The following is a 22431-nucleotide window of genomic DNA, read 5'->3' on the forward strand; positions in this document are numbered from 1 at the left end:
TCGAGTGCGCGGATCACTTCTCCGCTCCCAGCAGCCGTGTCCGCAGTCGATCGAACTCGGCGCCCCAGCCCGCTTGATCGCTTCTGGCCAGGCCGCCCATTTCTACTACGGCGCGTCGTTGACCCACGGTACCCGCCGCGGCCTCGACCGGGTACGCCCGGATCCAGATCCGTCGCCGTTTCAGCAACAGCGACACCAGCAGACCGGCCATCATCGTCAGCGCGCTCACCAGCACCCACTGCTGGGCCGGGTCGTGCGAGACCTGCAAGTTGACGAATTCCTCGGCGCCGTCGAAGGTGACCTTCGCTCCGCTCGGCAACGTGGTCGACTCGCCGGGACGCAGGTTGACCCGCGCTTCCTTGGTCAACCGACCCTGCTTGATCATCTCCGGGTCCAGCGAGAACAGCGACTGCGAGCGACCGGTGTCGAGACCGGTATTGCCGCGATAGACATCGACCGCCACCGCCGGGTCATCCATCCGGGGGAACGACGAGGTGAGCAGGCTGCCGTGGAACATCGCGGTCGGCGCGAACAGACCCTCGATGGCGATCTGGTTCTGCCTGCGTTCCTCGTCGGTGGCGTACATGCCGCCGGGCGGGTCGATGCGCAGCACACCGCTGGACAGGAAGGTCTGAGCGTCGTCGGGCCGCCACTGGATGGTCTCGGTGCGGGTCTGTCCGTTGGGGAAGGTGACGGTGAATGTCGGCGCGAAGCCGTGTCCCTGCAGGTAGACCCGATCACCGGCGACGCGCAACGGATGGTTCACCTGGAGCTCGGTGCTGCGCCACGTGTCGGTGCTGAGGTCGGCGCCCGCCTGATATTCGATATTCGAGTGGAACATCTCGGCCTGGCCGGTGGGCAGGTAGTCGGCCTTGAAGTCCTTCACCTTGATGCACAGCGGCGTCATGCCGGTGCCGTCATTGGTGTTGCCCGCCCGGAACGAGTCGAAGACCGCGGGCGAGGTGGTGCAGAAGCCGGGACCGTCGTTGGCGATCACGATGACATTGCCCTCGTAGCCGAACAGCTTGCCCAGCGCGATCGCCACCAGCAGCCCCACCAGAGACAGGTGGAACACCAGGTTGCCGAACTCGCGCAGATAGCCCTTCTCCGCGGACAGCGTCACCTCACCGTCGCGCTGACCGGGGCGAACCTCGGTCCGCCACCCACGCAGGGAAACCTTGGCGGCCTCGATCACCTCGTCGGGAGTCCGGTCGTCGGTCTCACTGGAGTGGTGCGGCAGTCTGCTCAGGTTGCGCGGCGCGGGCACCGGCGGGGTGCGCAGTGCCCGGTAGTGGTCCCAGCAGCGCGGCAGGATGCAGCCGACGAGCGAGATGAACAGCAGCACGTAGATGGCGGTGAACCAGAAGCTGCCGAACACGTCGAACAGCTCGAACCGATCCATCCACGGGCCCAGTGTCGGGCGGTCGGCGATGTACTTGTCGACCTTCTGCGCGTTGAGACTGCGCTGTGGCAGCAGCGCGCCGGGGATGGCGGCCAGCGCGAGCAGGAACAGCAGCACCAGCGCGGTGCGCATACTCGTCAGGCCGCGCCACGAATTGCGAACCAGGGCCCAGGCCCGGCCCACCAGCGACTGCCGGACGGGCGGGGTGGGGGTGGTCGGAGTAGTCAGCGTGTCAGTCATCAGATCGGAAGAGTCACCTCGGAGACGAACCCGTCACGCACCCAGCTGACGAACTGATCCCATGCCCCCGTGACCAGCGCGACGCCGACGGCGACGAGCAGAAAACCCCCGATTACCTGAATAGTGCGCGAGTTGCGCCGCAGCCAGCCGACCCCGCGCAACGCACCGGCCGACCCGAAAGCCAGCACCACGAAGGGCAGTCCGAGGCCGAGGCAGTAGGCGACGATCAACGTCACTCCGCGCACCGCGGTGGTGCCCTCGGTACCCGCGGACACCGCCATCACACCCGACAGCGTCGGCCCGAGACACGGCGTCCAGCCGAGCGCGAACACCCCGCCGAGCAGCGGCGCGCCGAGGATGCTGGTAAGCCTGCGCGGCTCCATCCGCGTGTCGCGCTGCAGGGCGGGGACCAAGCCGATGAACACCAGACCCATCAGGATCGTCACCACACCGCCGATGCGCTGCAGCAGTTCCCGATTCACATTGAGGGTCTGGATCACGCCGAAAACAGTGGCCGTGGCCAGCACGAACACCACCGTGAACCCGGCGACGAACAGCCCGGCGGCACCGGCCACCCGCATCTTCGCGCTACGGCGCTGCGCGGTGAGCGTGCTCGCCTGCGCGTTGGTGGCGGGCGGCGCCTCGGCGCCGACCAGCCCGGCCAGGTACGACAGATAGCCGGGGACGAGCGGCACGACACACGGTGAAGCGAACGACACCAGGCCCGCGAGCAGGCAGGCTCCCAGCGCCAGCAGAAGCGGACCCGATGCCGCCGTCTGCTGGAAGGAATCCCCGACTGCGGCGAGCGGAATCACTCGTCGGTGTCCGTATCCATGTCCTGCTGCTCGTCGCGCGGCAACGACAGGGTGCGCTCGGTCTCGGCCGGTTCAGCGGGGCCGAAATCGAACAGACCGGCGCCCGCGACACTGCGCGGGACGGTCGCGATGCCGGCCCAACGGTCGTCGACCGTCCAGCCCGCACCCATTCGGCGGGCGCCCTGACGGGGACGACACGCGGTCAGATTTCCTGGACGACGACGGCTGCTCACTGCTTCTCCTCGGCGGCGATGCGCTCGACCACGGGCTGAAGGTCTTCGGCCAGTAGCGAGCGAAGGAAGACCGCGGCGACCCGGTGCTGACGATCCAGGATCAACGTGGTCGGAATAACACTGGTGGGAAAGTTTCCGCCGAGAGCGAGCAAGGTCCGCATCGACGGGTCGTAGATGGACGGGTATTCGATCTTGTTGTCCACTACGAAGTCCTGGGCTTTGTCGCGCTGATGGTCACGGACGTTGATCCCCAGGAACGCGACGCCTTGATCTCTGGTCGCCGCGAAGACTTTTTCGAGAGCGGGCGACTCGGCGCGGCACGGGCCACACCACTGTCCCCACAGGTTCACGACCACGATCTGGTTCGGGAAATCGTCGACCGAAACGGTCTTTCCCTCGTTCATCAGATCGGGCCCCGAGAGCGTGCCGATCGTCCCGCGCGTCGCGGGCGGATCGTAGTAGATATCCGTTCTACCACCGGGTGAGACGAATTCGAAGGTCCCGCCACCGGTGGCTACCGCATCGGTACCCGTCGAGCAGCCCGCCACGGTGATGATCACCAACAGGGCGGACAGCACGGCGGTCAGCGCCCGCGGCCGACGGCCACGGGCGGATCCCGATGAGGACCAGCGTGTCATGCGCCGTGTACCGACGGGTCCGACGCGCCTGCAGGCTCGGAATAGACGATGTCGACGAGCGTATCGCCCTGATAGACCAGCGAGGTCAGCGACGCGAGCGAGCACTGCCGGTTGCGCGGGTCGTGCCACAACCGCTGGCCCTGCAGGAAGCGCCGCAGCGTCCACACGGGCAGCTGATGCGAGACCAGCACCACCTCGTGACCGGCGGCCTCGACGCGGGCCTTGTTCACCGCGGCGAGCATGCGATGCGCGATCTGCAGGTACGGCTCGCCCCAGGACGGGGTGAACGGGTCGCGCAGTTTCCACCAGTGCCTCGGCTTGCGCAGGGCACCGTCACCGACGGAGACCCGCAGGCCCTCGAAGGTGTTGCCCGCTTCGATCAGGTTCTCGTCGGTGCGCACGATCAGGTCGTGGGCGGCCGCGATCGGCGCCGCGGTCTCCTGGGCACGCTGCAGCGGGGAGGCGATCACCATCGCGATGTCGTGATCGGCCAGCGAGCGCGCGACGGCACCGGCCTGCGAGCGACCGGCCACCGAGAGGCTGAAGCCGGGCAGGCGACCGTAGAGGATGCCGTTCGGGTTGTGCACCTCGCCGTGGCGCAGCACGTGCACGATGGTTTCGACGGTCGACGGGTCGTCGTCGAGCGCGGGCGGCGCGGCGGCGGGGACAGGATGAGGCGCCTCGTCGCTATCCGCCGGGACTGGGGCGAATTCTGCGTCGGGCTGGTCGGAGCTCACGCTGGGGATCCTTCGGGGGTTGCGGCCGCGGCCGCGAGGGCGGCGGCGGGCAGAGCGGCGGCGATACGGTCGAACGCGTCCTCGTCGAGTGCCGCGGAGACGAACCATGCCTCGAAAGCGCTGGGCGGCGCGTACACGCCCGCGTCGAGCAGGGCGTGGAAGAAGGCAGGGTAACGCCAGGTCTGGCTCGCTTTGGCGGCGGCGTAGTCGGTCACCGGGCGCTCGGCGAAGAACACGCTCACCATATTGCCTGCGAACTGGACTTGATGCTCGACACCGGCCTCTGTCAGGGCTTTCGCGAACAGCGAGCCGAGACGATCGGCATTGCGGTCCAGCGCCGCGTACACGTCGGCGTCGGCCGCGCGCAGCGTCGCCAGGCCCGCCGCGACGGCGACGGGGTTACCGGACAGGGTGCCCGCCTGATAGACCGGGCCGAGCGGGGCGAGGTTGTTCATGATCTCGGCGCGACCGCCGAACGCGGCGGCGGGCAGGCCACCGCTCATCACCTTGCCGAAGGTGTAGAGGTCGCCCGCGACGCCTTCGCGGCCGTACCAACCCGACGCGCTGACCCGGAAGCCGGTCATCACCTCGTCCATGATCAGCAGCGCGCCGTTGTCGTGCGCCAGCGTGCGCAGGCCCTCGTTGAAGCCGGGCAGCGGCGCGACCGCGCCCATATTGCCCGCGGCGGCCTCGGTGATGACGCAGGCGATCAGGCCGGGGTGCGCCTCGAAGGCCGCGGCGACGGCGGCGAGGTCGTTGTAGGGCAGCACGATGGTGTCGGCGGCCTGCGCGCCGGTGACGCCGGGCGAGGTCGGCAGACCGAGCGTCGCGACGCCCGAGCCCGCGTCGGCCAGCAGCGCGTCGACGTGGCCGTGGTAGCAGCCGGAGAATTTGATGATCTTGGATCGGCCGGTGAAGCCGCGGGCCAGGCGGACCGCGCTCATCGTGGCCTCGGTCCCGGAGTTCACCAGGCGGACCCGCTCGACCGGATCGACGCGGGCGGCGATGGCCTCGGCGAGCTCGATCTCGGCCTCGGTCGGCGCACCGAACGACAATCCGCTGGTCGCGGCCTTCTGCACGGCCTCGACGACGGCGGGGTGGGCGTGCCCGAGAATCATCGGACCCCACGAGCACACCAGATCGACGTAGTCGTTGCCGTCGGCGTCGATGAGGGTGTAGCCGCTCGCGGAGGTGATGAACCGCGGCGTACCGCCGACCGAATTGAACGCACGAACCGGGGAGTTGACGCCACCCGGGATCACCGAGGCTGCCCGCTCGAAGAGCTGGGCGGAAACCGGTACCTGCGTAGGACTCACGGATTCCAGTCTCTCAGCTCGCTTCGGCACGCCGGACGACAGGGTGGAGCACAGTGACCCAGACCGCAGCGACCCACCGGCGACACGCCCGACACGCCGCCCCTATCGGCGAAAGAATTCGATCTAGGCCCATTGGCCTGCGACTACGCTCCGTGCGGCTCAGCACCTGAGCCGGAGGGAAATCAGCTATCAGCGAGAGGGTATTTCATGCGTTTCGGCGTCACCAGCACTGCCCTTGGCACAGGGTTCGTCGCGGCGGGAGTGCTTCTGGGCGCGGGTTCGGCCACCGCCTTCGCACCGCAGGTCCAGCCCGATCGGATCGGCGCCCAACTCAGCCACGAGGAGACCGTGGCACTCGGGGCGGGGCCGATTCCAGCGATCACCGCGATGCTCGTACCCCCCAATCGGATCGGCGCGGGTCTTCACACCGATACCGATCTGTACCGTGACGCCGACGGCGGCATCCGTGCCACCTTGCGCCAGGTGGTGACGGAGGCGGCGGCCCATCCCGACGGCACCGTCTCCGTTTTCCTGAACGCGCCCGGCACGCGGGGCGGGCGCGTTATCGACGTCTACCAGCAGTGGACCGACTGATTACGTGTACATGCAGGGCACTTCGGCGGAGATCGTGTGCAGCTGGCACATGATGCCGTTGTAGATCCCGCTCGAGCCGGTCTCCGGGGCGAAACCGTCGGCGGCCGGCTCGGCGGTCAGCGGGGTCAGCGGCAGGCCGGCGGCCTGAGCGGGCGCGGCGGCCAACGCGATCGTCGCCACGGCGGCGGCGACGGTACAGATTCCTGCGGTCAGTCTGGTCATCGATTCCTCCTCGAGGGAGCCCGCGGTGCGGGCTCGTGTCCCGAACCCCCACGCGCACATCGGAATTCGGCTTCCTCTAGATCATCGGTTCGACGCGGCGACGCGCTACAGATCTGGCGTAGATCCTGGCGAGGGCGTCGATCACCAGCAGTCCGCCCACCGTCACCAGCGCGCAGGCGAGCAACAGCAACGGCGGCACGTAGCGCACGGCCACGAAGCCGGGGTGTTCATCGGTACCGACGAACTCGGTGGTGCGCCGCGCCGCCTGCCAACTGACGACCGCGCAGGCCAGGAAGAGCACGGCGAAGCCGACTTCGAACAGCGCGATCCAGCGTCTCATTCCCGCGATCCTGCCAGGGGCGAGACCGAATCAGCCGACCAGGCTCGGTACCAGCAACAACGCGATGACGGCCAAGGTGAGGACAACCATCAACCCGATGACCAACAGGTCGCGCCGCAGGCTGTGTGGCTGCTCGATCACCACGCGCATCATTGCCTCCGCTCCCCCGGCGCCACGCCGGTGTGATAATCCTCACCCTACACTGTGCAGTGTTACTTCCGGCGAGACTGGAAGTACTTCGTCGACTCCGGCCGGTAACTGAGGAACGCCGCGCCCGCGGCCAGCACGCCCTGCACGATCGCCGAGCCACCCGCCACGATCGTCGCCGGACCGGCGACGCCGGAGAAGGTGAACATGGTCGCGACGGCACCGAGCCCGAGCCAGATCGCGACGACCGTGAGCACTGTGCGCGCCCAGGACTTGCCGCGGCCGAGCTGATGCGCGATGGCCACGGTGACCCCGGCCAGCAGCACGCCGACCAGCGCGGTCAGCCCGAAAGCCACCAGCACCATCGCGTCGACAGTAGCCGCGGGGAAGTTCGGATCCGACTTGTGCATCTCGTCGAGGAACTGCTTGCTGAGCTCGTCGCGCTCACCGGTCATGGTGATCACGCTGGCGAAGGTGTAGACCACACCGAGGCCGGCGGTCGCCCACCACAATTGACGGGCGGTGCCGACGTCTTCCGGCATGGGAAGGGTTTCGGGTTTGTTCGGCGGAACGATCACGACAGCCAGTGTGCTGCCTCGGTCGCCCAGTAGGTGAGCACGATGTCCGCGCCCGCCCGCCGGATGCCGATCAGCGACTCCAGGATCGAGGCCCTGCGGTCGATCCAGCCACGCTCGGCGGCGGCGGTGATCATCGCGTACTCACCGGAGATCTGATAGGCCGCGACGGGGACCGTCGAGCGGTCGGCGACGTCGCGCAGGATGTCGAGGTAGGACATCGCTGGCTTCACCATCACGATGTCGGCGCCCTCGGCGAGGTCGAGATCGAGCTCGCGCAGCGATTCGCGACGGTTGGCCGGATCCTGCTGGTAGGTGCGGCGATCGCCTTCCAGCGACGAGCCGACGGCCTCACGGAACGGGCCGTAGAAGGCCGAGGCGTACTTGGCCGCGTAGGCCAGGATGGCGGTGTCGGTCCGGCCGACCGCGTCGAGTCCGCGCCGGATCGCACCGACCTGGCCGTCCATCATCCCGCTGGTCCCGAGCAGATCGGCGCCGGCTTCGGCCTGCGACAGCGCCATCTCCACGTAGCGGTGCAGCGTCGCGTCGTTGTCGACCGCGCCGTCGGTGCCGATCACACCGCAGTGGCCGTGATCGGTGAATTCGTCGAGGCAGGTATCGGCCATGATGACCGTCGCGTCCCCGACTTCCTCGGCGAGCGCGCGCAGACCACGATTGAGGATTCCGTTCGGATCACTGGCCTGCGAACCGGTCGCGTCCTTGTCCTCGGGCAGCGGCACACCGAACAGCATCAGCCCGCCGACCCCGGCGGCCACCGCCTCCGCCCCGGCCTTGCGCAGGGAGTCCAGCGAATGCTGGTACACCCCGGGCATCGAGCTGATCTCCCGCGGCTCGTCGAGACCATCGGCGACGAACATCGGCAGCACCAGCTGACGCGGCTGCAGCGTGGTTTCGGCGACGAGTCGACGTAATGCGGGTGTCCTACGCAACCGCCGCGGGCGGTCGAAAGCGGTCATAGCCCGCAGAATACGCCTCTCGCCGGTCGGTCGCGGCAGCGCCTACAGCGGGCCGGAGCCGCGGGCCAGTTCGCCCAGAATCTGCTCGAAGGTTGCGAAGACCGGCGAGGGGCCCGCCGAACTCCAGGCTTGGTTGGTGAGCAGGATCGCCGTCACCGCACCGTCGTTGGACCAGGTGGATCCCAGACCGCCGTCCCACCCGTAGGCACCTGCGCGGGGGCCGTCGGGCCGGTCGCGCAGCTGGATGCCGACGCCGTATCCCCAACCCGCGCTGCCGTCGGGGGCGGGTCCGCCGCGGTCGAGTTGCTCGGCGGTGAGGTGGTTGGTGGTCATGGCGGTGACAGCGCGTTCGGACAGGATGCGGGTGCCGTCGAATTCGCCGCCGTCGCGCAGCATGCGGGCGAAGCGGTGGTAGTCGGCGAGGGTGGAGACCAGGCCGTCGCCGCCGCCTTCGAAGGCGGGTGGGGTGCTCCATTGGCCCAGGGCCGGATCGAAGACGGTGCGGACGCCGTCGATGTCGGTGTAGTGCGGGCCGAGTCGGGCCAGCTCGTCCGGTGAGACGGAGAAGCCGGTGTCGGTCATGCCGAGCGGACGCAGGACGCGGTCGGCCAGGAATTCCGACAGCAGTGCGCCCGCTGCCCTGGCGATCAGGATGCCGAGGACGGGTGCGCCGACGTGATAGAGCCAGCGCTCGCCGGGCTGATATTGCAGCGGCAAGGTGCCGAGTCGCCGCATCCAGGTGTCCGGCGGCAGCATCTGCGCGGGCGTCGGCGGGCCCCAGCCGAGGCCGAGTTCGCTCCAGGCGGTGTCGAGCGGCTTGGGTGAGAAGTCGGCGAAATCCATCCCCCAGCCGAGGCGGAAGGTCAGGAGGTCCTCGACGGTGATCGGGCGGTTCGCCGCGACCGTGTCGGCGAGTTCGGCAGCGGGGTTCGCCAGCACCCGCGGGTCGGCGAGTTCGGGGAGCAGTCGATCGACCGGTTCGGTCGGATCGAGCACGCCGTCGTCGATCAGGATCGAGGCCGCGACCGCGGTGAGCGGTTTGGTCATCGAGGAGATCCGGAAGATCGTGTCGGTGCGCACCGGTGCGTTGCGCTCGGCGTCGAGATGACCGATGGCGCCGGTGGTCACGTCGTCGCCGACCGCGACGAGCCAGGCCAGCCCGAGCAGTTCGTCGGCCGCGACGTGCGCGCCGAGCCGCTTGCCGATCTCGTCCACCGTCATCGCCTCTCCTCGGGTTGCGTTGCGCTACTAGACCACAGCGGTCCGACAGCTACCGGCGAATCGCCACCCGCGGTGCTTCGCCGAGGTCGGCAACCGGTCCCGGCGAACCTGTGGATAACATCGAAAGACACTGGAGCTCAATGGCTTCCGCGCGAGATCGACGAAACCTGTCGGTACCTCTCGCTATAATCGAAAGCGTGTTCGAGGGTTCCGACGATCGGGGGCGGGACCCAAACGCAACGGGAGGACGCCGAATGAACGCCATTGCCGCTCAGACCACTTTCATCACCGCGCCGTACGTGCCGCTCGAGAAGAAGCGACTGCCCGCGGGGCGTCCGCGCCGCTGGTACGTGGCGCACAATCGTCGGCTCAAGGCCATGCGGTTGACGATCGCACTGCTGGATTCCGGTGTGTACCTACCCAATCAGGCCACCAACGAGACGATCCGGCGCACCGCCGAGAAGATCGACATCCGCCCGCCGTCGGATGCCACCTGCCGGCTCGTGCGCACACTGCTGCGCTACAGCCGATGACCCAGATACGCCGAAAGCCCGCCGTTGCGGGCGGGCTTTCGGCGTATCTGTCGAGCCTAGCGGCTGCTGCTGCGGCGGCTCTTCTTCCGCGGCGGGGGCAGCAGGCCCTCGGCGCGCAGGCGCGACGCGTGCTCGGCCAGCGCCTCCACCAGTGGGCCGACCTGAGCCGACTCGGGCTGCACGTCCACGCGCAGACCGAACTCGATCGCGGTCTCGGCGGTCTTCGGGCCGATGCAGGCCACGATGGTGCGCGCGTGCGGCTTGCCCGCGATGCCGACCAGGTTGCGCACCGTGGAGGACGAGGTGAAAAGCACCGCGTCGAAACCGCCGGTCTTGATCATCTCGCGGGTCTCCGCGGGCGGCGGCGAGGCGCGCACCGTGCGGTAGGCGGTGACGTCGTCGATCTCCCAGCCGCGCTCACGCAGACCCTCGGCCAGGGTCTCGGTGGCGATGTCGGCGCGGGGCAACAGCACCCGGTTCACCGGGTCGAAGACATCGTCGTAGGGCGGGAAGTCGGCGAGCAGGCCCTCGGAGGACTGTTCGCCGCTGGGCACCAGTTCGGGGTTGATACCGAAGGAGCGCACCTTCTCCGCGGTGGCCTCACCGACGCAGGCGATCTTCACACCGGAGAACGCGCGAGCGTCCAGACCGAACTCGGCGAACTTCTCCCACACCGCGCGCACGGCGTTGGTGGAGGTGAACACCACCCACTGGTAGCGCCCGTCGACCAGACCCTTGACCGCCCGTTCCATCTGGGCGGGACTGCGCGGCGGCTCCACCGCGATGGTCGGCACCTCGATCGGGATCGCGCCGTGGGTGACGAGCCGCTCGCTCATCTCCCCCGCCTGATCCTTGGTGCGCGGCACCAGCACGGTCCAGCCGTAGAGGGCACGCGATTCCCACCACGACATCTTGGCGCGCTTGTCGACTTCCTTGCCGACGGTCACGACCAGCGGGCCGACCAGTTCGGACGCGGCGTTGTTCAGCGAGGCCAGCGTGGCCTCGATGGTGCGCTGCTGACGGGTGGTGCCACGCACGGTCACCGCGACCGGAGTCTGCGGCGCCAGACCGTGTTCCACCAGCGCGCTCGCCGTCTCGGCCAGGTGCCCGGAGGTGGCGTGCAGGACCAGCGGGCCGGGGGCGGCGGCCAGCGCCGACCAGTCGACCTCGCCGCGCACATCGGCCTCGGTATGCCCGGAGCCCAGCGCGATGCCCGCGTAGCTGGGCACGGCCGAGCCGTTGGGCAGGCCCGGCAGCACCTCGAACACCATGTGCGAGCGGGTGACGGCGTTGACCTCGTTGATCACCGAATCGGTGGTCAACGGGTCGCCGGTGACGATGCGGACCACGTCGTGACCGTTGCGCGCCTCGGCGATCAGCGTTTTGGCCACCTCGGCGGGTTCGCCGAGAGCGGGCCGCACGTCGACCGGGCTCTCGCCGTTCTCGTCCACCTCGTGCGCGATGCCGATCAGGGCGAGTACGCCCTTGTCGACATCGGGGTCGGTGAAGGCCAGCATCGCCCGCTCGAGCACCTCACGGGCGCGCACGGTCAGCAGGGCCGGGTCGCCGGGGCCGGATCCGACGAAAAGGATCCGCCCTGGTTGCTTCTTGGTAGCTCGGCTGCTGCTCATCGGTTGTTCTCCATCGGGCTGGAATTAGTGAAGTCGGTGGGCGCCGGTTCGTCTGTGACGCTCAGCAATGCGCGAGCACCCAGGTCCAGCAGTTCGCGCGCCAGCGTGCGACCGAGTTCGGCCGCGTCTTTCGGCGCGCCGACGATCGAGGCGCGCAAGACGTCGGAGCCATCGATCGCGGCGGCACAGGCGCGCAGCGAGAGTTCGTCGAAGATCCGGCCGTCCTCGTCGATCGACTCGACGATCTCGGCGAGTGCTCCGATCGGTGCGGTGCAGCCTGCTTCGAGCTCACCGAGCAGCGAACGCTCGGCGAGCACCGCGGCTCTGGTCGCGGCATCGTCCAGACCGGCGAGTACCTCGATCAATTGCGGGTCGTCACTGCGGCATTCGACCGCGAGGGCGCCCTGTGAGGGGGCGGGCAACATCTGCACCGGTTCGAGTGATTCGGTGATCTCGTCGGTGCGCCCGATCCGGCACAGGCCGGCGCGGGCGATGACGATGGCATCGAGCTCGCCCTCGCTCACCTTGCGCAGACGGGAGTCGATATTGCCGCGCAGCGGAAGGATGTCGAGGCCCAGACCGAGGGCGCGCAACTGCGCGGCACGGCGCGGTGCCGAGGTTCCCACGCGGGCACCGGCGGGCAACTCGCCGAGGACCATGCCGTCGCGAGCCACCAGCGCGTCGCGCGGGTCCTCGCGGGGCGGGATCGCGGCGATGGTGAAGCGCGGGTCCTGCGCGGTGGGGAGGTCTTTATAGGAATGCACCGCGATGTCGATGCCGCCCGCGGCGAGCTCGTCGCGCAGCGCGGAGGTGAACACCCCGACACCGATCTGCTGCACCGGATCCGACGACAGATCGCCCGGCGTCTTGATGACCACCAGTTCGGCGGGCTGCCCCGCCGCGATCAGCGCATCACGAATAGTGCCCGCCTGTGTCAGCGCGAGCAGGCTGCCGCGCGTGCCGATCCGCCACGGCGCACTGGCGCTGCCTGCGGTCACGGTGTCCTCTTCCTGCACTGTCGTGGTCATGCGGTTTCCTCCTGCGCATGCCCGAGCGGCGCTGCGTGGTTTCGCATGCTGCCTGTGTCGGGTCTTGACTCGGTCAAGCGTGACGGCCCATCGCCGAGGTGGCCTGCGGTGAAGTCGTCGGCCAGCGCGGACTCGCCCGCGGCGACCTCCATCGGAGCGGCAACCGCCTGTACCGCACCGGGTTTGAGTTCGAACAGCTCTCGCAACGCTTCGGCGTAGCTGTCACCGCCCGGCGTCGATGCCAACTGCTTCACCCGCACGGTCGGCGCGTGCAGCAGCTTGTCGACGACGCGACGCACCGTGCGCGCCACCTCGTCGCGGGCCGGGTCGGCCAGGTCGGGCAGCCGCGAATCGAGGCGGAGCAGTTCGGCCTCCACCACATCGGCGGCACGCTGACGGAGTGCGGCCACCGTGGGGGTGACCTCCGCCATGCGTTGCCCGGCAAGGTATTTGGCGAGTTCGTCGGCGACGATGAGGCGCGCGGCGGCGGTGTCGTCGGCCGCGGCGCCCGCGGCCGGATCGCGCTGCAGCGATTCGATGTCGATGACGGCGACGCCGGGCAGTCCTGCCACGGCGTGCTCCACATCGCGGGGCAGGCCGAGATCGCAGAAGACCAGCGGCCGATCGGCGGCGTCGGTGCCGGGGCGGCCCGCGAGTGCGCGGTGGGTGTCGGCCAGGGTGACCACGGACCCGACCGCGCCGGTACAGGTGACCACGACATCGGTGCCCGCCATAGCCTCGGTGAGCCGAGACATCTCGACCGCTTCGGCATCGACACCGTGCATGGTGCGCCCGGTTTCGGCGAGACGCTGTGCGCGTTCGAGGGTCCGGTTGACGACGATGATGCGCCCGATCCCGGCCCGCGACAGATGCGCCACGGCCAGTCCGCCCATCGCGCCCGCACCGACGACCACCGCGGTCCGCCCGGCGAGATCGCCGACGACCCCACGCGCCCGGTCCAGCGCCACCGACACCACCGAGGCGCCGGCCCGGTCGATCCCGGTCTCCGAATGCACTCGCTTGCCGACTCGCAACCCGTGCTGGGCCAACTCGTGCAGCGTGCGTCCGACCGCCTGCTGACCGTCGGCGCTGGCGTAGGCGCTGCGAATCTGGCTGAGCACCTGCTGCTCGCCGACAACCATCGAATCGAGGCCGCTGGCGACCGCGAACAGATGCTCGGCCGCGGCCTCGCTGTAGCGCACATAGGCGTGCTTGGTGAGATCGCCCAGCGGCAGTCCGGAATGCTTGGTGAGCAGCTCGCTCACCTCACCGAGCCCGCCGTGGAAGGCGTCGACGACCGCGTAGACCTCGACCCGGTTGCAGGTGGAGACGATCATGGCCTCGGACACGTGGCTCGAGGACAGCAGCCGATCCACCAGTTTCGGCCGTTCGGACTCACTGATGGCGACTTTCTCCAGCACCGATACCGGGGCGCTCCGATGCGAAATCCCGACCAGCAGAACACTCATGACCACACCTCGCCGACGCTGTGGCGTGTCATGCGCGTCCCCACGCCGTGTCGCTGTTTAGCTCGCTGGCGCTCGCTCATGGCGTGATCACCGATCCCTTGGTGCTTGGCTCCGTTGCCGAGTGGGGCGTGACCGAACGCGGCGCGGTGCGACGCGACGGCCTGCCGCGAGCCGGTTCGACCGGCGCGGCATGTGTGAGGTGGTTCGGCGGCGCTACCCGGCGCGCGACGCGGCTGGAGCCGACCTCGGCGATCTCGGGCAGCGCGGGCGCGTCGTTGCGCGCGGCATCGAAGGACAGCATCTGTAGTTCCATCGCCAGGTCGACGCGGCGGACCTGCACATGGGCGGGCGCGCGCAGTTCCAGCGGCGCGAAACTCAGTATCGACGGCAGTCCGGCGGCGACGAGCCGGTCACACACGTCCTGGGCGGCCTCGTCGGGCACGGCCACCACGGCGATCGTCGGCGTCAGTGCCGGAATCTGGGCGGTCAGCTGCTCGACATCGCGCACGACGAGACCGGCGTACGACTGGCCGATCACCGAAGGGTCGTTGTCGAAGATCCCGACCACGGTGAAGCCTCGTACCCCGAATCCGCCGTAACCGACCAGCGCGCGGCCCAGATTGCCCGCGCCGATCAGCACTACCCGATGTCCCTGTGACAGTCCGAGCACATCTTCGATCCTGGTGCGCAACTTGGCTACGTCATAGCCGACACCCCGCACACCGTTGGGTCCGAGGAAGGAAAGATCCTTGCGCAGCTTCGCCGAATTGACACCCGCCGCGACAGCGAGTTCCTCACTCGATACGATGACTACACCCTCGTCGGCCAACCCGGCGAGAACCCGGAGATAGGTAGCGAGACGAGTCACCGTGGCTTGCGGAATGTCCCGCACAAGAGCCTTGCCGGAGACGCCACTCGGCGTCTCGTGCTGCTCTGTCACGTCGTCGGCTCCTCGTTCCGGGCCTGATCGCGGTCCGGTTCCTCTGTTTCGTTCACCGGTGTGGGTCGCTGCGATTACGAGAGCGCGACCGGTGCCATAGGGGCGGTACAAACCCGGCCACCGCCGCTGCGTGCCAGGGGCGGTGCGGATTGCGTGTCACCACCGTAACCGCTTGTGCAGGCGTTCACAAAGTCGGTGAATTCGGCCTCATTTTCCGTCGCGACCAGCGATCCGGCTCAGGTCGGCCCGCAAACGGGGCTCGTCGACGTCGAAATAGCTGTGTTCACGGCCGTTCAACAGGACCACTGGCAGGCGATCTCCGTATTCCGCACGCAGCTCGGGGTCCTCGACCGCGGCTTCGTCGACGTCCAGGGTCACTACCGGGAGACCGAAATCACCACAGATCTTCTGCAATTGCGCCAGCGCGGTGCCGCACAAGCCGCAGCCGGCGCGGGTCAACAGGGTCACCGTCGGTGTGGGATTAGTCATGAGCCCTATTTAATCCTCGAGCCCTCAGCGAGTTGTCGGTGCAGCCGGTTACTGTGGACATGGTTCGCGCGACTAGCGGAGGGTACTGGTGCCGGAACGTTCGAAGGTGACTAGGGCCGGATTCGTCGCAGGGCGATTCGGGGAGTTCCCTGCGCGGTGGCAGCCCAGCCGCCTCGGTCAGGAACTACAGGAACAGTTCGCACGGCTGCCTCGCAGCCCGTTCGGGCCGAGCGAGGAAGAGCTACGCGCCAACCTCGCCGGTGAGGCAAGCGCCGACGCGGCGATCGAGCTGCACGTTGCCGATCTCGCCGAACAGGGCGCCGACGCGGGCCCCGAGGTCCCTCGCGACCTCACCGCCGCGGCGTTCTTCGACGTCGACAACACTCTGGTCCAGGGTGCCTCGATCGTCCATTTCGCCCGAGGGTTGGCCGCGCGCAAGTACTTCAAGACCTCCGACCTGGTCGACGTCGCCTGGAAACAGGTGAAGTTCCGGGTCACCGGCAAGGAGAACTCCTCCGACATGGTCTCGGGCCGGGAGAAGGCGCTCAGCTTCATCGCGGGCCGCCCCACCGCCGAACTCGCGGCGCTCGGCGAGGAGATCTACGACGAGATCATCGCCGACAAGATCTGGCCCGGCACCCGCGCCCTCGCCCAGATGCACCTCGACGCGGGCCAGCAGGTCTGGCTGGTCACGGCCACTCCGGTCGAGCTGGCGAATGTGATCGCCAAACGTCTCGGCCTGACCGGCGCCCTCGGCACGGTCGCCGAGAGCGTCGACGGCAAATTCACCGGCCGCCTGGTGGGCGACATCCTGCACGGCCTCGGCAAGGCTCACGCGGTGCGCACCCTCGCCATTCGCGAAGGTCTCAATCTCAAGCGCTGCACCGCCTATTCCGACAGCCACAACGACGTCCCCATGCTGTCGTTGGTCGGCACCGCGGTGGCCATCAACCCCGACTCCGACCTGCGCGAGGTCGCGAAGAACCGGGGCTGGGAAATCCGCGACTTCCGCACCGGTCGCAAGGCGGCGAAGATCGGTGTGCCCACCGCGCTGGCGCTCGGCGCGGCGGGCGGAGCGGTAGCGGCTGTCGTAGCCCGCCACCGCGACAACTAACCCAGCACCACGTTCCGACGCTTGGCCAGCAGCTTGTAGAGGGTCTGCTGGATGGTCTCGCGGACCTGGTCGGTGACCTCGAACATCGTCATCGGGTCATCGGCCTCTTCCGGCTCGAACGCCGTGGTCGCGATCGGCTCCCCGAACTCGATGTACCACTTCGACGGCATCGGCACCGCGCCGAGCAGCCCCAGGTGCGGGAACAGCGGCGTCACCGGGAAGTACGGCAGCCCGAGCAGACGGGCCAGCGGCTTGATATCGGCGAGCTTCGGGTAGATCTCCTCGGAGCCGACGATCGATACGGGGATGATCGGCACCCCGGCCCGCACCGCCGCCGACACGAAACCACCGCGCCCGAACCGCTGCAGCTTGTACCGGTCGGCGTAGTTCTTGCCGACGCCCTTGAATCCTTCGGGGAACACCCCGGCGATGTGCCCGGAGCGCAGCAGCCGCTCGGCATCGGGGTGGCAGGCCATCGTGTGCCCGGCCTTGCGCGCGAGCGCACCCAGCAGCGGCATCTCGAAGATGAGGTCGGCGGCCAGCAGCCGCAGGGCCCGCTGATTCGGGTGCTTGTCGTGCACGGCCAGCTGCAGCATCAGACCGTCGAGCGGCACGGTGCCCGCGTGATTGGCGACCAGCAGCGCGCCACCGACGGCGGGAACGTTCTCGATGCCCGTGACCTCGGCGCGGAACCAGTACTCCGACAACGGTCGCAGGGTGGGCAGGATGACCGATTCGAGCAGGTGCCGGTCGTAGCCGAACTCGTCGACCTGGTAGTCCCCGGTGAGCCTGCGGCGCGCGAATTCCGCGGTCCGCTCGATCTGCTCGCCGACGGCATCGCGCACGATGTCGGTGAGTGACTTCGGCGGCAGCGCGGGCATTCCCGGCCGACGCTCGCTGAGAGAGGTGACCGGCATCGCCTGCATCGGCTGATCCGGCCATCGCCGGGTCTGCGGTCGCTGTCGGGCCTCGACATTCACGTCGAGACGAATGACTTTTGCTCCCTCGTTCATGTATGCGCTCCTGAACCGGCCCCGATGAGGCCGAGCAGTTTGTGTTCCGCGGCGTCGATCCATGCCGGATCGAAGACGGGCCGCAACGCTGCGCCCGCGATGAAGTCATCGAACGCCTGGACCGTGGTCCAGCGTGGGGTGAAGCCGAGCTCGGTTCGCATACGGGTGGTGTCGAGCCCGCAACCGAAATAGAAATAGTCGGGTTGTTCGCCACTGAATCCGCGCATGATCGGTCCCATCAGCGAGCGACCGACCGTGCGGAAGACGAAGAACGGCACGGGCGCGACAATGCGCCCAGCCCGTCGGATCGCCTGCGACATGGCCAACGCGCCGTCACCGGCGATATTGACCGTGCCACCGTGTGCACGCTGCGCCGCGTGCACGAGCACCGCGACCGCGTCTTCCTCGTGCAGCAATTGCAGTCGGGCTTCACGACCGAGAACGGTCGGCGTGATCGGCGAACGCAGATATTGCACGCCTCGATCGGCCAGGCGCGGCCCGACGATCGGCGCGAAACGCAGAATCGATGCGGAAATATCGGGCCTGCGCCGCGCCATTCCACGCACCAGCGCCTCGATATCGATCATATCGCGTGCGAACCACCCCGCAGGTGGAGTGCGCGCGCCCATTTCCTCGGTGAATTTCGCCGGATCCCTGGCACTGGATCCGTATACCGCCGAGGACGATCGCACGACCACGCGCCGCACCGACGGCGCTTTCTGACACACCGCGAGCAATTGCATCGCGCCGAGGACATTGAGATCCTTCATCACCGCACGACCGCCACCGGCGGGCGGACGAGTGAGCACGGCCGCGTGCACGACAGTGTCGACGTCGTTGCCCTCGACGACCTTGCGAATAAGCGGATTCCTGATATCGGCGCGCACGAACTCGGCACTACCCATTTTTCGACGAAGCTCACGGCTGGGAGTGACGGTATCCACGGCGATGACACGTTCGACGCCGGGTTCGGCAGCTATGCGTGCCGCGACATTGCCACCGAAGAAGCGGCTGGCACCAGTGACCAGCACAACCTTCGGCGCGTGTCGTTCCCGTGTATCGGAACTCGTACCTGACCCCACTCAAAGCCCCCTGCTCATCGTGTTTCGCGTACCAGAGTAGCCGCATTCGCGCCACTCGCCGTCACGATCTACAAGCATTTAACGAGGACGACCCGTCCCCGCATAGCGAGATTCACAAACCCGGGCTTTTCACAGCGAGAGCCCGCCACCTTCGAAGGGTGACGGGCTCGTCGCGGGCACGCAGGCTTACTTGCCGAGTTTGCGCCGCTGAACACGCGTGCGGCGAAGCAGCTTGCGGTGCTTCTTCTTCGACATACGCTTGCGGCGCTTCTTGATCACAGAACCCATAGGGTTTCCTCGCGTTCTCTCTACTCGGCATACACACGCGGTGTTCACGTGCGTCGTTTGGCGTCCGCGCCGCCGGGGCAACCGGACACCACGAACGGTGCCACCGGCAGGCGGACACGAACCAGTTGTCCATGCTACCGGGGCACCCGAGCAGCAACGAAACCGCCCTTGTACCTGGCCTAACTACGTCATCCGGCGTCGAAGTACGACGTCTCCAGGTAGTCGTGCACCGCCTTCGCGTGCACTCGGAACGAGCGTCCGACACGCACCGCGGGCAGTTCACCCGAGTGCACGAGCCGATACACCGTCATTTTCGACACCCGCATGAGATCGGCGACTTCGGCGACGGTGAGAAACTGAGTGCCACCGCCGATCACCGTTTGCGGGGTGGCGCCGACCCGTGGAGCGGGCGAACCCGAACCACCGCCCGACGCCGATGGATTACTTGACATTCTGTTCGCAGACATCATGGCACCATTGACCTCCGGCACGCCCGCGCCGCCGGCTTCCCCACCAGCGGAACAGACACGCACGTGCTTCTACGAGCTTAGCGGGACCAGTGGGATTACTGCGACGGGTGTGAGAAATCGGTTCTCGAACCGGGTACCCGATCGTCACTCGTTCGTTGCGCCCTGTTCTGCCGACCGCCGCTTCGCCGCGTGTAGTGCTTCGGTGAAGGTCGAGCGCAGCGCACCACGCTCCAGCTCGCGCAGCGCCGCGGCGGTGGTGCCGCCGGGCGAGGTGACCGCGGCGCGCAGTTCGGCCGCGCTCTGCCCGGTTTCGTCCAGCAACGCCGCCGCGCCGATCATGGTCTGCACGACCAGTTCGCTGGCCACCTCGCGGGTGAGACCCAGGCCGACACCGGCATCGATCATCGCCTCGACGACAAGGAAGAAATACGCCGGTCCCGAACCCGATACCGCGGTGACCGCGTCCATCTGCGCCTCGGGCACCGTCACCACTTTGCCGACGGCTTCGAGCATCTCGCCGACCTGCTCCAGCTGTTCGGGCTTGGCGTAGCGACCGGGCGATTGCACACTCATCCCCTGCCCGACCAGCATCGGGGTGTTCGACATCACCCGCACCACCGGGAAACCGGCGGGCAGTTTCGACTCGAGCCGGGCGGTGGAGATACCGGCGGCCAGCGAGACGAGCACCTGATCGCGACCGTTTTCCAGATCGGCCTTGGACAGGTCGGTGAGCACCGAGTCGACCACACCGGGCTTCACCGCGATGACCACGATGTCGGCGCCCTCGACAGCGTCGGCGACCGAACCGCTCACCCGCACCTTGAACCGCTCGGCCAGCTGCGCGGCCCGCGCGGCGACCGGCTCGACAACGACCAAATCCTTGATCGCCCGGCCGGATTCCAACAATCCGGCCACCAGCGCCTCACCGATCCGACCGCCACCGACCACCGCAATTCTCGTCATGAGAACAAGGTTAGTTGGCCCGGTGGCCTCAGCGTGCCGCCGGGATCAGGGCCAGCTGACGACTCTGGGCGACAACGGCACCGGTGGAGTCGATGACCAGGTGGTCCTCGTCGAACATCCGCTCACCGACCTCACGGGCGGTCGCGACGACGCGCAGCCAACCGGGCGCGGGGACGCGGCGCAGATAGGTGGTCATCTGGACGGTCGGCGACCAACCGAAGTGGCCCAGGTTCATCGGGACGGGCGGGCTGATGTCGGCGGCCATCATCGCGAAGGCGGCGCGCGCCCGCGGATCGGCTTCGTCGCCGTCGAACGGGCGGATCCACAGCCGCAACCGGGGCGGGCCGGTCTCGCCGCGCAGGAATTCGCCCCAGGTCGGATCGATCACCATGTGGGCGCCCCGGCTGACGTGCACGATCTTGCCCATCGGCGAATCGGGGGTGTACTGGAAGGCTTGTTCGCCCGGCTCGGCGGGCATGTCGGTGTCGGGGCCGGTCCAGCGAGTCTGCGCGGAGTCGAGATGGCCGAAGGTGAACGCGGTTCGGACGAGGGTGCGACCGTTCTGGATCAGGTCGACGTCGGCCAGGCAGATCTGGCGACCCTTCTTCCGGATGTGTACCGCGTATTCGACCTCGCCGGGATCGGGCGCGCCGAGGAAGTCGGTGCTGGCCGCGATCGGAGCCATCCGGGCGAGCGATTCGTCGGCCTCGGTGAGCCAGCGGGTCGCCGCGGCGGCGGTGGCCGCGACCATGGTGCCACCGTGCACCTTGGGGCCGATGGTCCAGGTGGGCGCGATGACGCCGGCGTAGCGGCCGGTCTCGGCATCGGTGGTGGTGAGCTCGGTCAGGTCGAGAACCTGGCTGAACGGCGCGTCGGTCGCGAGTTCTCGCGTCATCGTCACTCCTGGTCGGGGGGCACTACAATTCGTACAGCGTACAAGCACACTGGGGCCGCGAGTATTCCGCGCTGCATACGCGGGCACGGCCAGGTCAGCACAGGCGGGCCGCTCCGCGCGGTCACGGCCGCGCCCCGGCGGTGAGACGATGTCCCCGCCGCAGCACGGTCACGGCAAGTCGGCGTGGCGCGGCTGAGGGTCCGGCGTCGCGCCGGTGAGATGGCGGCGTGCGAATTCGAGAGTGCGCGCCAGTTGCACGGAGCGCTCGGCGGTGGTTCGCGCGTTCTGGGTGTTGATCTCGGCGACCGCGTGGCCACGGAAACCGGTGTGTATCAGGTGTTCACACAGTTGCGCGCACGGTTGGGTGCCGTCGCCGGGCACCAGGTGTTCGTCGTGCGCGGCGCCGCGCCCGTCGGCCAGGTGCAGGTGGATCAGGCCCTCGCCCATCCGGCGCGCCAACTCGAGCGCGTCGGTGCCCGCGGTCGCGGTGTGCGAGAGGTCGAGGGTGTAGTGGTCGAAGCCGGTGTCGGTCGGATCGTAGGAGGGGCTGAACGCGCTCACCGCGCGTCCGGGGCCCGCGCGCCGTTCCAGCCTGCGCACCGCGCCCTCGCGGAACAGGGTGTCGGCCCGCATCGGGAACATGTTCTCCACCGCGACCTTGACCGGGTGATGCGCCTCCAGCTCACCGACCTGATCGGCGAATCCCTTGGCGTAGCGACGCTGCCAGCGAAACGGCGGATGCACCACCACGGTGTCGGCACCGAGCGCTTCCGCGGTGCGCACGCTGCGTTCCAGCTTGGCTACCGGGTCGGCGCCCCACACCCGTTGGGAGATCAGCAGACACGGTGCGTGCACGGCGAGCACCGGAACGCCGTAGCGCTTGGCGTAGGACTGCACGGTGGCGATGTCCTGGCTGGCCGGCTCGGCCCACACCATCAATTCCACACCGTCGTAACCCAATTCGGCGGCGTACCGGAACGCCGCCTGCGTGTTCTCCGGATACACCGAGGCCGTCGACAGGCCGATCGCGATGTCCGCTCGTGCGTTCCCCACAGCCCA

27 protein-coding genes are annotated in these 22431 nt (G+C 68.3%); 3 read left to right on the plus strand and 24 right to left on the minus strand.

Going from position 1 to position 22431, the window contains the following annotated elements:
* Window positions 1-13: 13 nt before the first annotated feature.
* The 6 genes from QX204_RS29390 to hemL all read right to left on the minus strand — a co-directional run bounded on the left by QX204_RS29390 (window position 14) and on the right by hemL (window position 5381).
* Window positions 14-1642, minus strand: a complete 1629-nt coding sequence (locus QX204_RS29390) for a cytochrome c biogenesis protein ResB (RefSeq protein ID WP_301903734.1) — start codon at window positions 1640-1642, stop codon at window positions 14-16.
* The gene (locus QX204_RS29395) at window positions 1642-2457 is read right to left on the minus strand and encodes a cytochrome c biogenesis CcdA family protein (protein WP_131816567.1); all 816 of its coding nucleotides are present in this window, start codon (window positions 2455-2457) and stop codon (window positions 1642-1644) included. The genes QX204_RS29390 and QX204_RS29395 overlap by 1 nt, the downstream gene beginning before the upstream one ends.
* Entirely contained in the window at window positions 2454-2690 is a 237-nt protein-coding gene (locus tag QX204_RS29400; RefSeq protein WP_131816568.1) for a hypothetical protein, read from the minus strand. Before QX204_RS29400 ends, QX204_RS29395 begins: the two co-directional genes overlap by 4 nt.
* Window positions 2687-3328 carry a TlpA disulfide reductase family protein gene (locus tag QX204_RS29405; protein WP_301903735.1) on the minus strand — a complete coding sequence of 214 codons (642 nt, stop codon included), beginning with the start codon at window positions 3326-3328 and terminating at the stop codon, window positions 2687-2689. The genes QX204_RS29400 and QX204_RS29405 overlap by 4 nt, the downstream gene beginning before the upstream one ends.
* Window positions 3325-3942, minus strand: a complete 618-nt coding sequence (locus QX204_RS29410) for a histidine phosphatase family protein (RefSeq protein ID WP_301908144.1) — start codon at window positions 3940-3942, stop codon at window positions 3325-3327. Before QX204_RS29410 ends, QX204_RS29405 begins: the two co-directional genes overlap by 4 nt.
* Window positions 3943-4061: 119 nt before the next feature.
* Window positions 4062-5381, minus strand: a complete 1320-nt coding sequence (hemL, locus tag QX204_RS29415; RefSeq protein ID WP_301903736.1) for a glutamate-1-semialdehyde 2,1-aminomutase — start codon at window positions 5379-5381, stop codon at window positions 4062-4064.
* Window positions 5382-5588: 207 nt separating this feature from the next.
* Between hemL and QX204_RS29420 the strand changes: the two genes are divergently transcribed.
* Window positions 5589-5975 carry a hypothetical protein gene (locus QX204_RS29420; RefSeq protein WP_301903737.1) on the plus strand — a complete coding sequence of 129 codons (387 nt, stop codon included), beginning with the start codon at window positions 5589-5591 and terminating at the stop codon, window positions 5973-5975.
* Here the strand turns inward: QX204_RS29420 and QX204_RS29425 are convergent, their stop codons facing one another.
* From QX204_RS29425 to QX204_RS29450, 6 genes are all read right to left on the minus strand, one after another.
* Window positions 5976-6197: a hypothetical protein gene (locus QX204_RS29425; protein ID WP_301903738.1), complete on the minus strand. Its 222-nt coding sequence runs from the start codon at window positions 6195-6197 to the stop codon at window positions 5976-5978. It abuts the gene before it with no gap.
* Between the two features lie 76 nt (window positions 6198-6273).
* Window positions 6274-6537, minus strand: coding sequence for a hypothetical protein (locus tag QX204_RS29430; RefSeq protein WP_301903739.1), 264 nt, complete (start codon window positions 6535-6537; stop codon window positions 6274-6276).
* A gap of 30 nt (window positions 6538-6567) precedes the next feature.
* Window positions 6568-6690: a hypothetical protein gene (locus QX204_RS29435; RefSeq protein ID WP_301903740.1), complete on the minus strand. Its 123-nt coding sequence runs from the start codon at window positions 6688-6690 to the stop codon at window positions 6568-6570.
* Window positions 6691-6749: 59 nt separating this feature from the next.
* Window positions 6750-7262: a hypothetical protein gene (locus QX204_RS29440; RefSeq protein WP_301903741.1), complete on the minus strand. Its 513-nt coding sequence runs from the start codon at window positions 7260-7262 to the stop codon at window positions 6750-6752.
* A complete protein-coding gene (gene hemB, locus QX204_RS29445; protein ID WP_301903742.1) occupies window positions 7259-8236 on the minus strand; it encodes a porphobilinogen synthase in 978 nt (325 codons plus the stop codon). Before hemB ends, QX204_RS29440 begins: the two co-directional genes overlap by 4 nt.
* A gap of 42 nt (window positions 8237-8278) precedes the next feature.
* Window positions 8279-9457 (minus strand): serine hydrolase domain-containing protein, encoded by a 1179-nt coding sequence (locus QX204_RS29450; protein WP_301903743.1) that lies wholly within the window; start codon window positions 9455-9457, stop codon window positions 8279-8281.
* Window positions 9458-9711: 254 nt separating this feature from the next.
* Here QX204_RS29450 and QX204_RS29455 point away from each other — a divergent pair, with 254 nt between their 5' ends.
* The gene (locus tag QX204_RS29455) at window positions 9712-9990 is read left to right on the plus strand and encodes a hypothetical protein (RefSeq protein ID WP_062988789.1); all 279 of its coding nucleotides are present in this window, start codon (window positions 9712-9714) and stop codon (window positions 9988-9990) included.
* 56 nt (window positions 9991-10046) lie between these two features.
* On the opposite strand, the gene QX204_RS29460 is transcribed toward QX204_RS29455, so the two are convergent.
* The 5 genes from QX204_RS29460 to QX204_RS29480 all read right to left on the minus strand — a co-directional run bounded on the left by QX204_RS29460 (window position 10047) and on the right by QX204_RS29480 (window position 15547).
* Window positions 10047-11621: a bifunctional uroporphyrinogen-III C-methyltransferase/uroporphyrinogen-III synthase gene (locus QX204_RS29460; RefSeq protein ID WP_301903744.1), complete on the minus strand. Its 1575-nt coding sequence runs from the start codon at window positions 11619-11621 to the stop codon at window positions 10047-10049.
* Window positions 11618-12649: a hydroxymethylbilane synthase gene (gene hemC / locus QX204_RS29465; protein ID WP_301903745.1), complete on the minus strand. Its 1032-nt coding sequence runs from the start codon at window positions 12647-12649 to the stop codon at window positions 11618-11620. The genes QX204_RS29460 and hemC overlap by 4 nt, the downstream gene beginning before the upstream one ends.
* Window positions 12646-14118 carry a glutamyl-tRNA reductase gene (locus tag QX204_RS29470; protein WP_301903746.1) on the minus strand — a complete coding sequence of 491 codons (1473 nt, stop codon included), beginning with the start codon at window positions 14116-14118 and terminating at the stop codon, window positions 12646-12648. Before QX204_RS29470 ends, hemC begins: the two co-directional genes overlap by 4 nt.
* Window positions 14119-14194: 76 nt before the next feature.
* Window positions 14195-15058 (minus strand): redox-sensing transcriptional repressor Rex, encoded by an 864-nt coding sequence (locus QX204_RS29475; RefSeq protein ID WP_301903747.1) that lies wholly within the window; start codon window positions 15056-15058, stop codon window positions 14195-14197.
* Between the two features lie 207 nt (window positions 15059-15265).
* Complete coding sequence (locus QX204_RS29480; protein ID WP_301903748.1) at window positions 15266-15547, minus strand: glutaredoxin family protein; 282 nt, start codon at window positions 15545-15547, stop codon at window positions 15266-15268.
* Window positions 15548-15752: 205 nt separating this feature from the next.
* Between QX204_RS29480 and QX204_RS29485 the strand changes: the two genes are divergently transcribed.
* The gene (locus QX204_RS29485) at window positions 15753-16661 is read left to right on the plus strand and encodes an HAD family hydrolase (protein WP_301908145.1); all 909 of its coding nucleotides are present in this window, start codon (window positions 15753-15755) and stop codon (window positions 16659-16661) included.
* Here QX204_RS29485 and QX204_RS29490 read toward each other — a convergent pair.
* From QX204_RS29490 to QX204_RS29520, 7 genes are all read right to left on the minus strand, one after another.
* Window positions 16658-17674 carry a lysophospholipid acyltransferase family protein gene (locus QX204_RS29490; RefSeq protein WP_056814491.1) on the minus strand — a complete coding sequence of 339 codons (1017 nt, stop codon included), beginning with the start codon at window positions 17672-17674 and terminating at the stop codon, window positions 16658-16660. The genes QX204_RS29485 and QX204_RS29490 overlap by 4 nt on opposite strands.
* Window positions 17671-18705 (minus strand): NAD-dependent epimerase/dehydratase family protein, encoded by a 1035-nt coding sequence (locus QX204_RS29495; protein WP_301903749.1) that lies wholly within the window; start codon window positions 18703-18705, stop codon window positions 17671-17673. The genes QX204_RS29490 and QX204_RS29495 overlap by 4 nt, the downstream gene beginning before the upstream one ends.
* Before the next feature lie 237 nt (window positions 18706-18942).
* Complete coding sequence (locus tag QX204_RS29500) at window positions 18943-19044, minus strand: 30S ribosomal protein bS22 (protein WP_003402602.1); 102 nt, start codon at window positions 19042-19044, stop codon at window positions 18943-18945.
* Between the two features lie 188 nt (window positions 19045-19232).
* Window positions 19233-19514 carry a helix-turn-helix domain-containing protein gene (locus QX204_RS29505; protein WP_228537168.1) on the minus strand — a complete coding sequence of 94 codons (282 nt, stop codon included), beginning with the start codon at window positions 19512-19514 and terminating at the stop codon, window positions 19233-19235.
* A gap of 144 nt (window positions 19515-19658) precedes the next feature.
* Window positions 19659-20477, minus strand: coding sequence for a pyrroline-5-carboxylate reductase (gene proC / locus QX204_RS29510; protein WP_301903750.1), 819 nt, complete (start codon window positions 20475-20477; stop codon window positions 19659-19661).
* 28 nt (window positions 20478-20505) lie between these two features.
* A complete protein-coding gene (locus QX204_RS29515) occupies window positions 20506-21372 on the minus strand; it encodes a thioesterase family protein (protein WP_301903751.1) in 867 nt (288 codons plus the stop codon).
* Window positions 21373-21540: 168 nt separating this feature from the next.
* A complete protein-coding gene (locus tag QX204_RS29520) occupies window positions 21541-22425 on the minus strand; it encodes a sugar phosphate isomerase/epimerase family protein (RefSeq protein ID WP_301903752.1) in 885 nt (294 codons plus the stop codon).
* Window positions 22426-22431: the final 6 nt, after the last annotated feature.

Source organism: Nocardia sp. PE-7 (assembly GCF_030486425.1).
Lineage (GTDB): Bacteria > Actinomycetota > Actinomycetes > Mycobacteriales > Mycobacteriaceae > Nocardia > Nocardia salmonicida_A.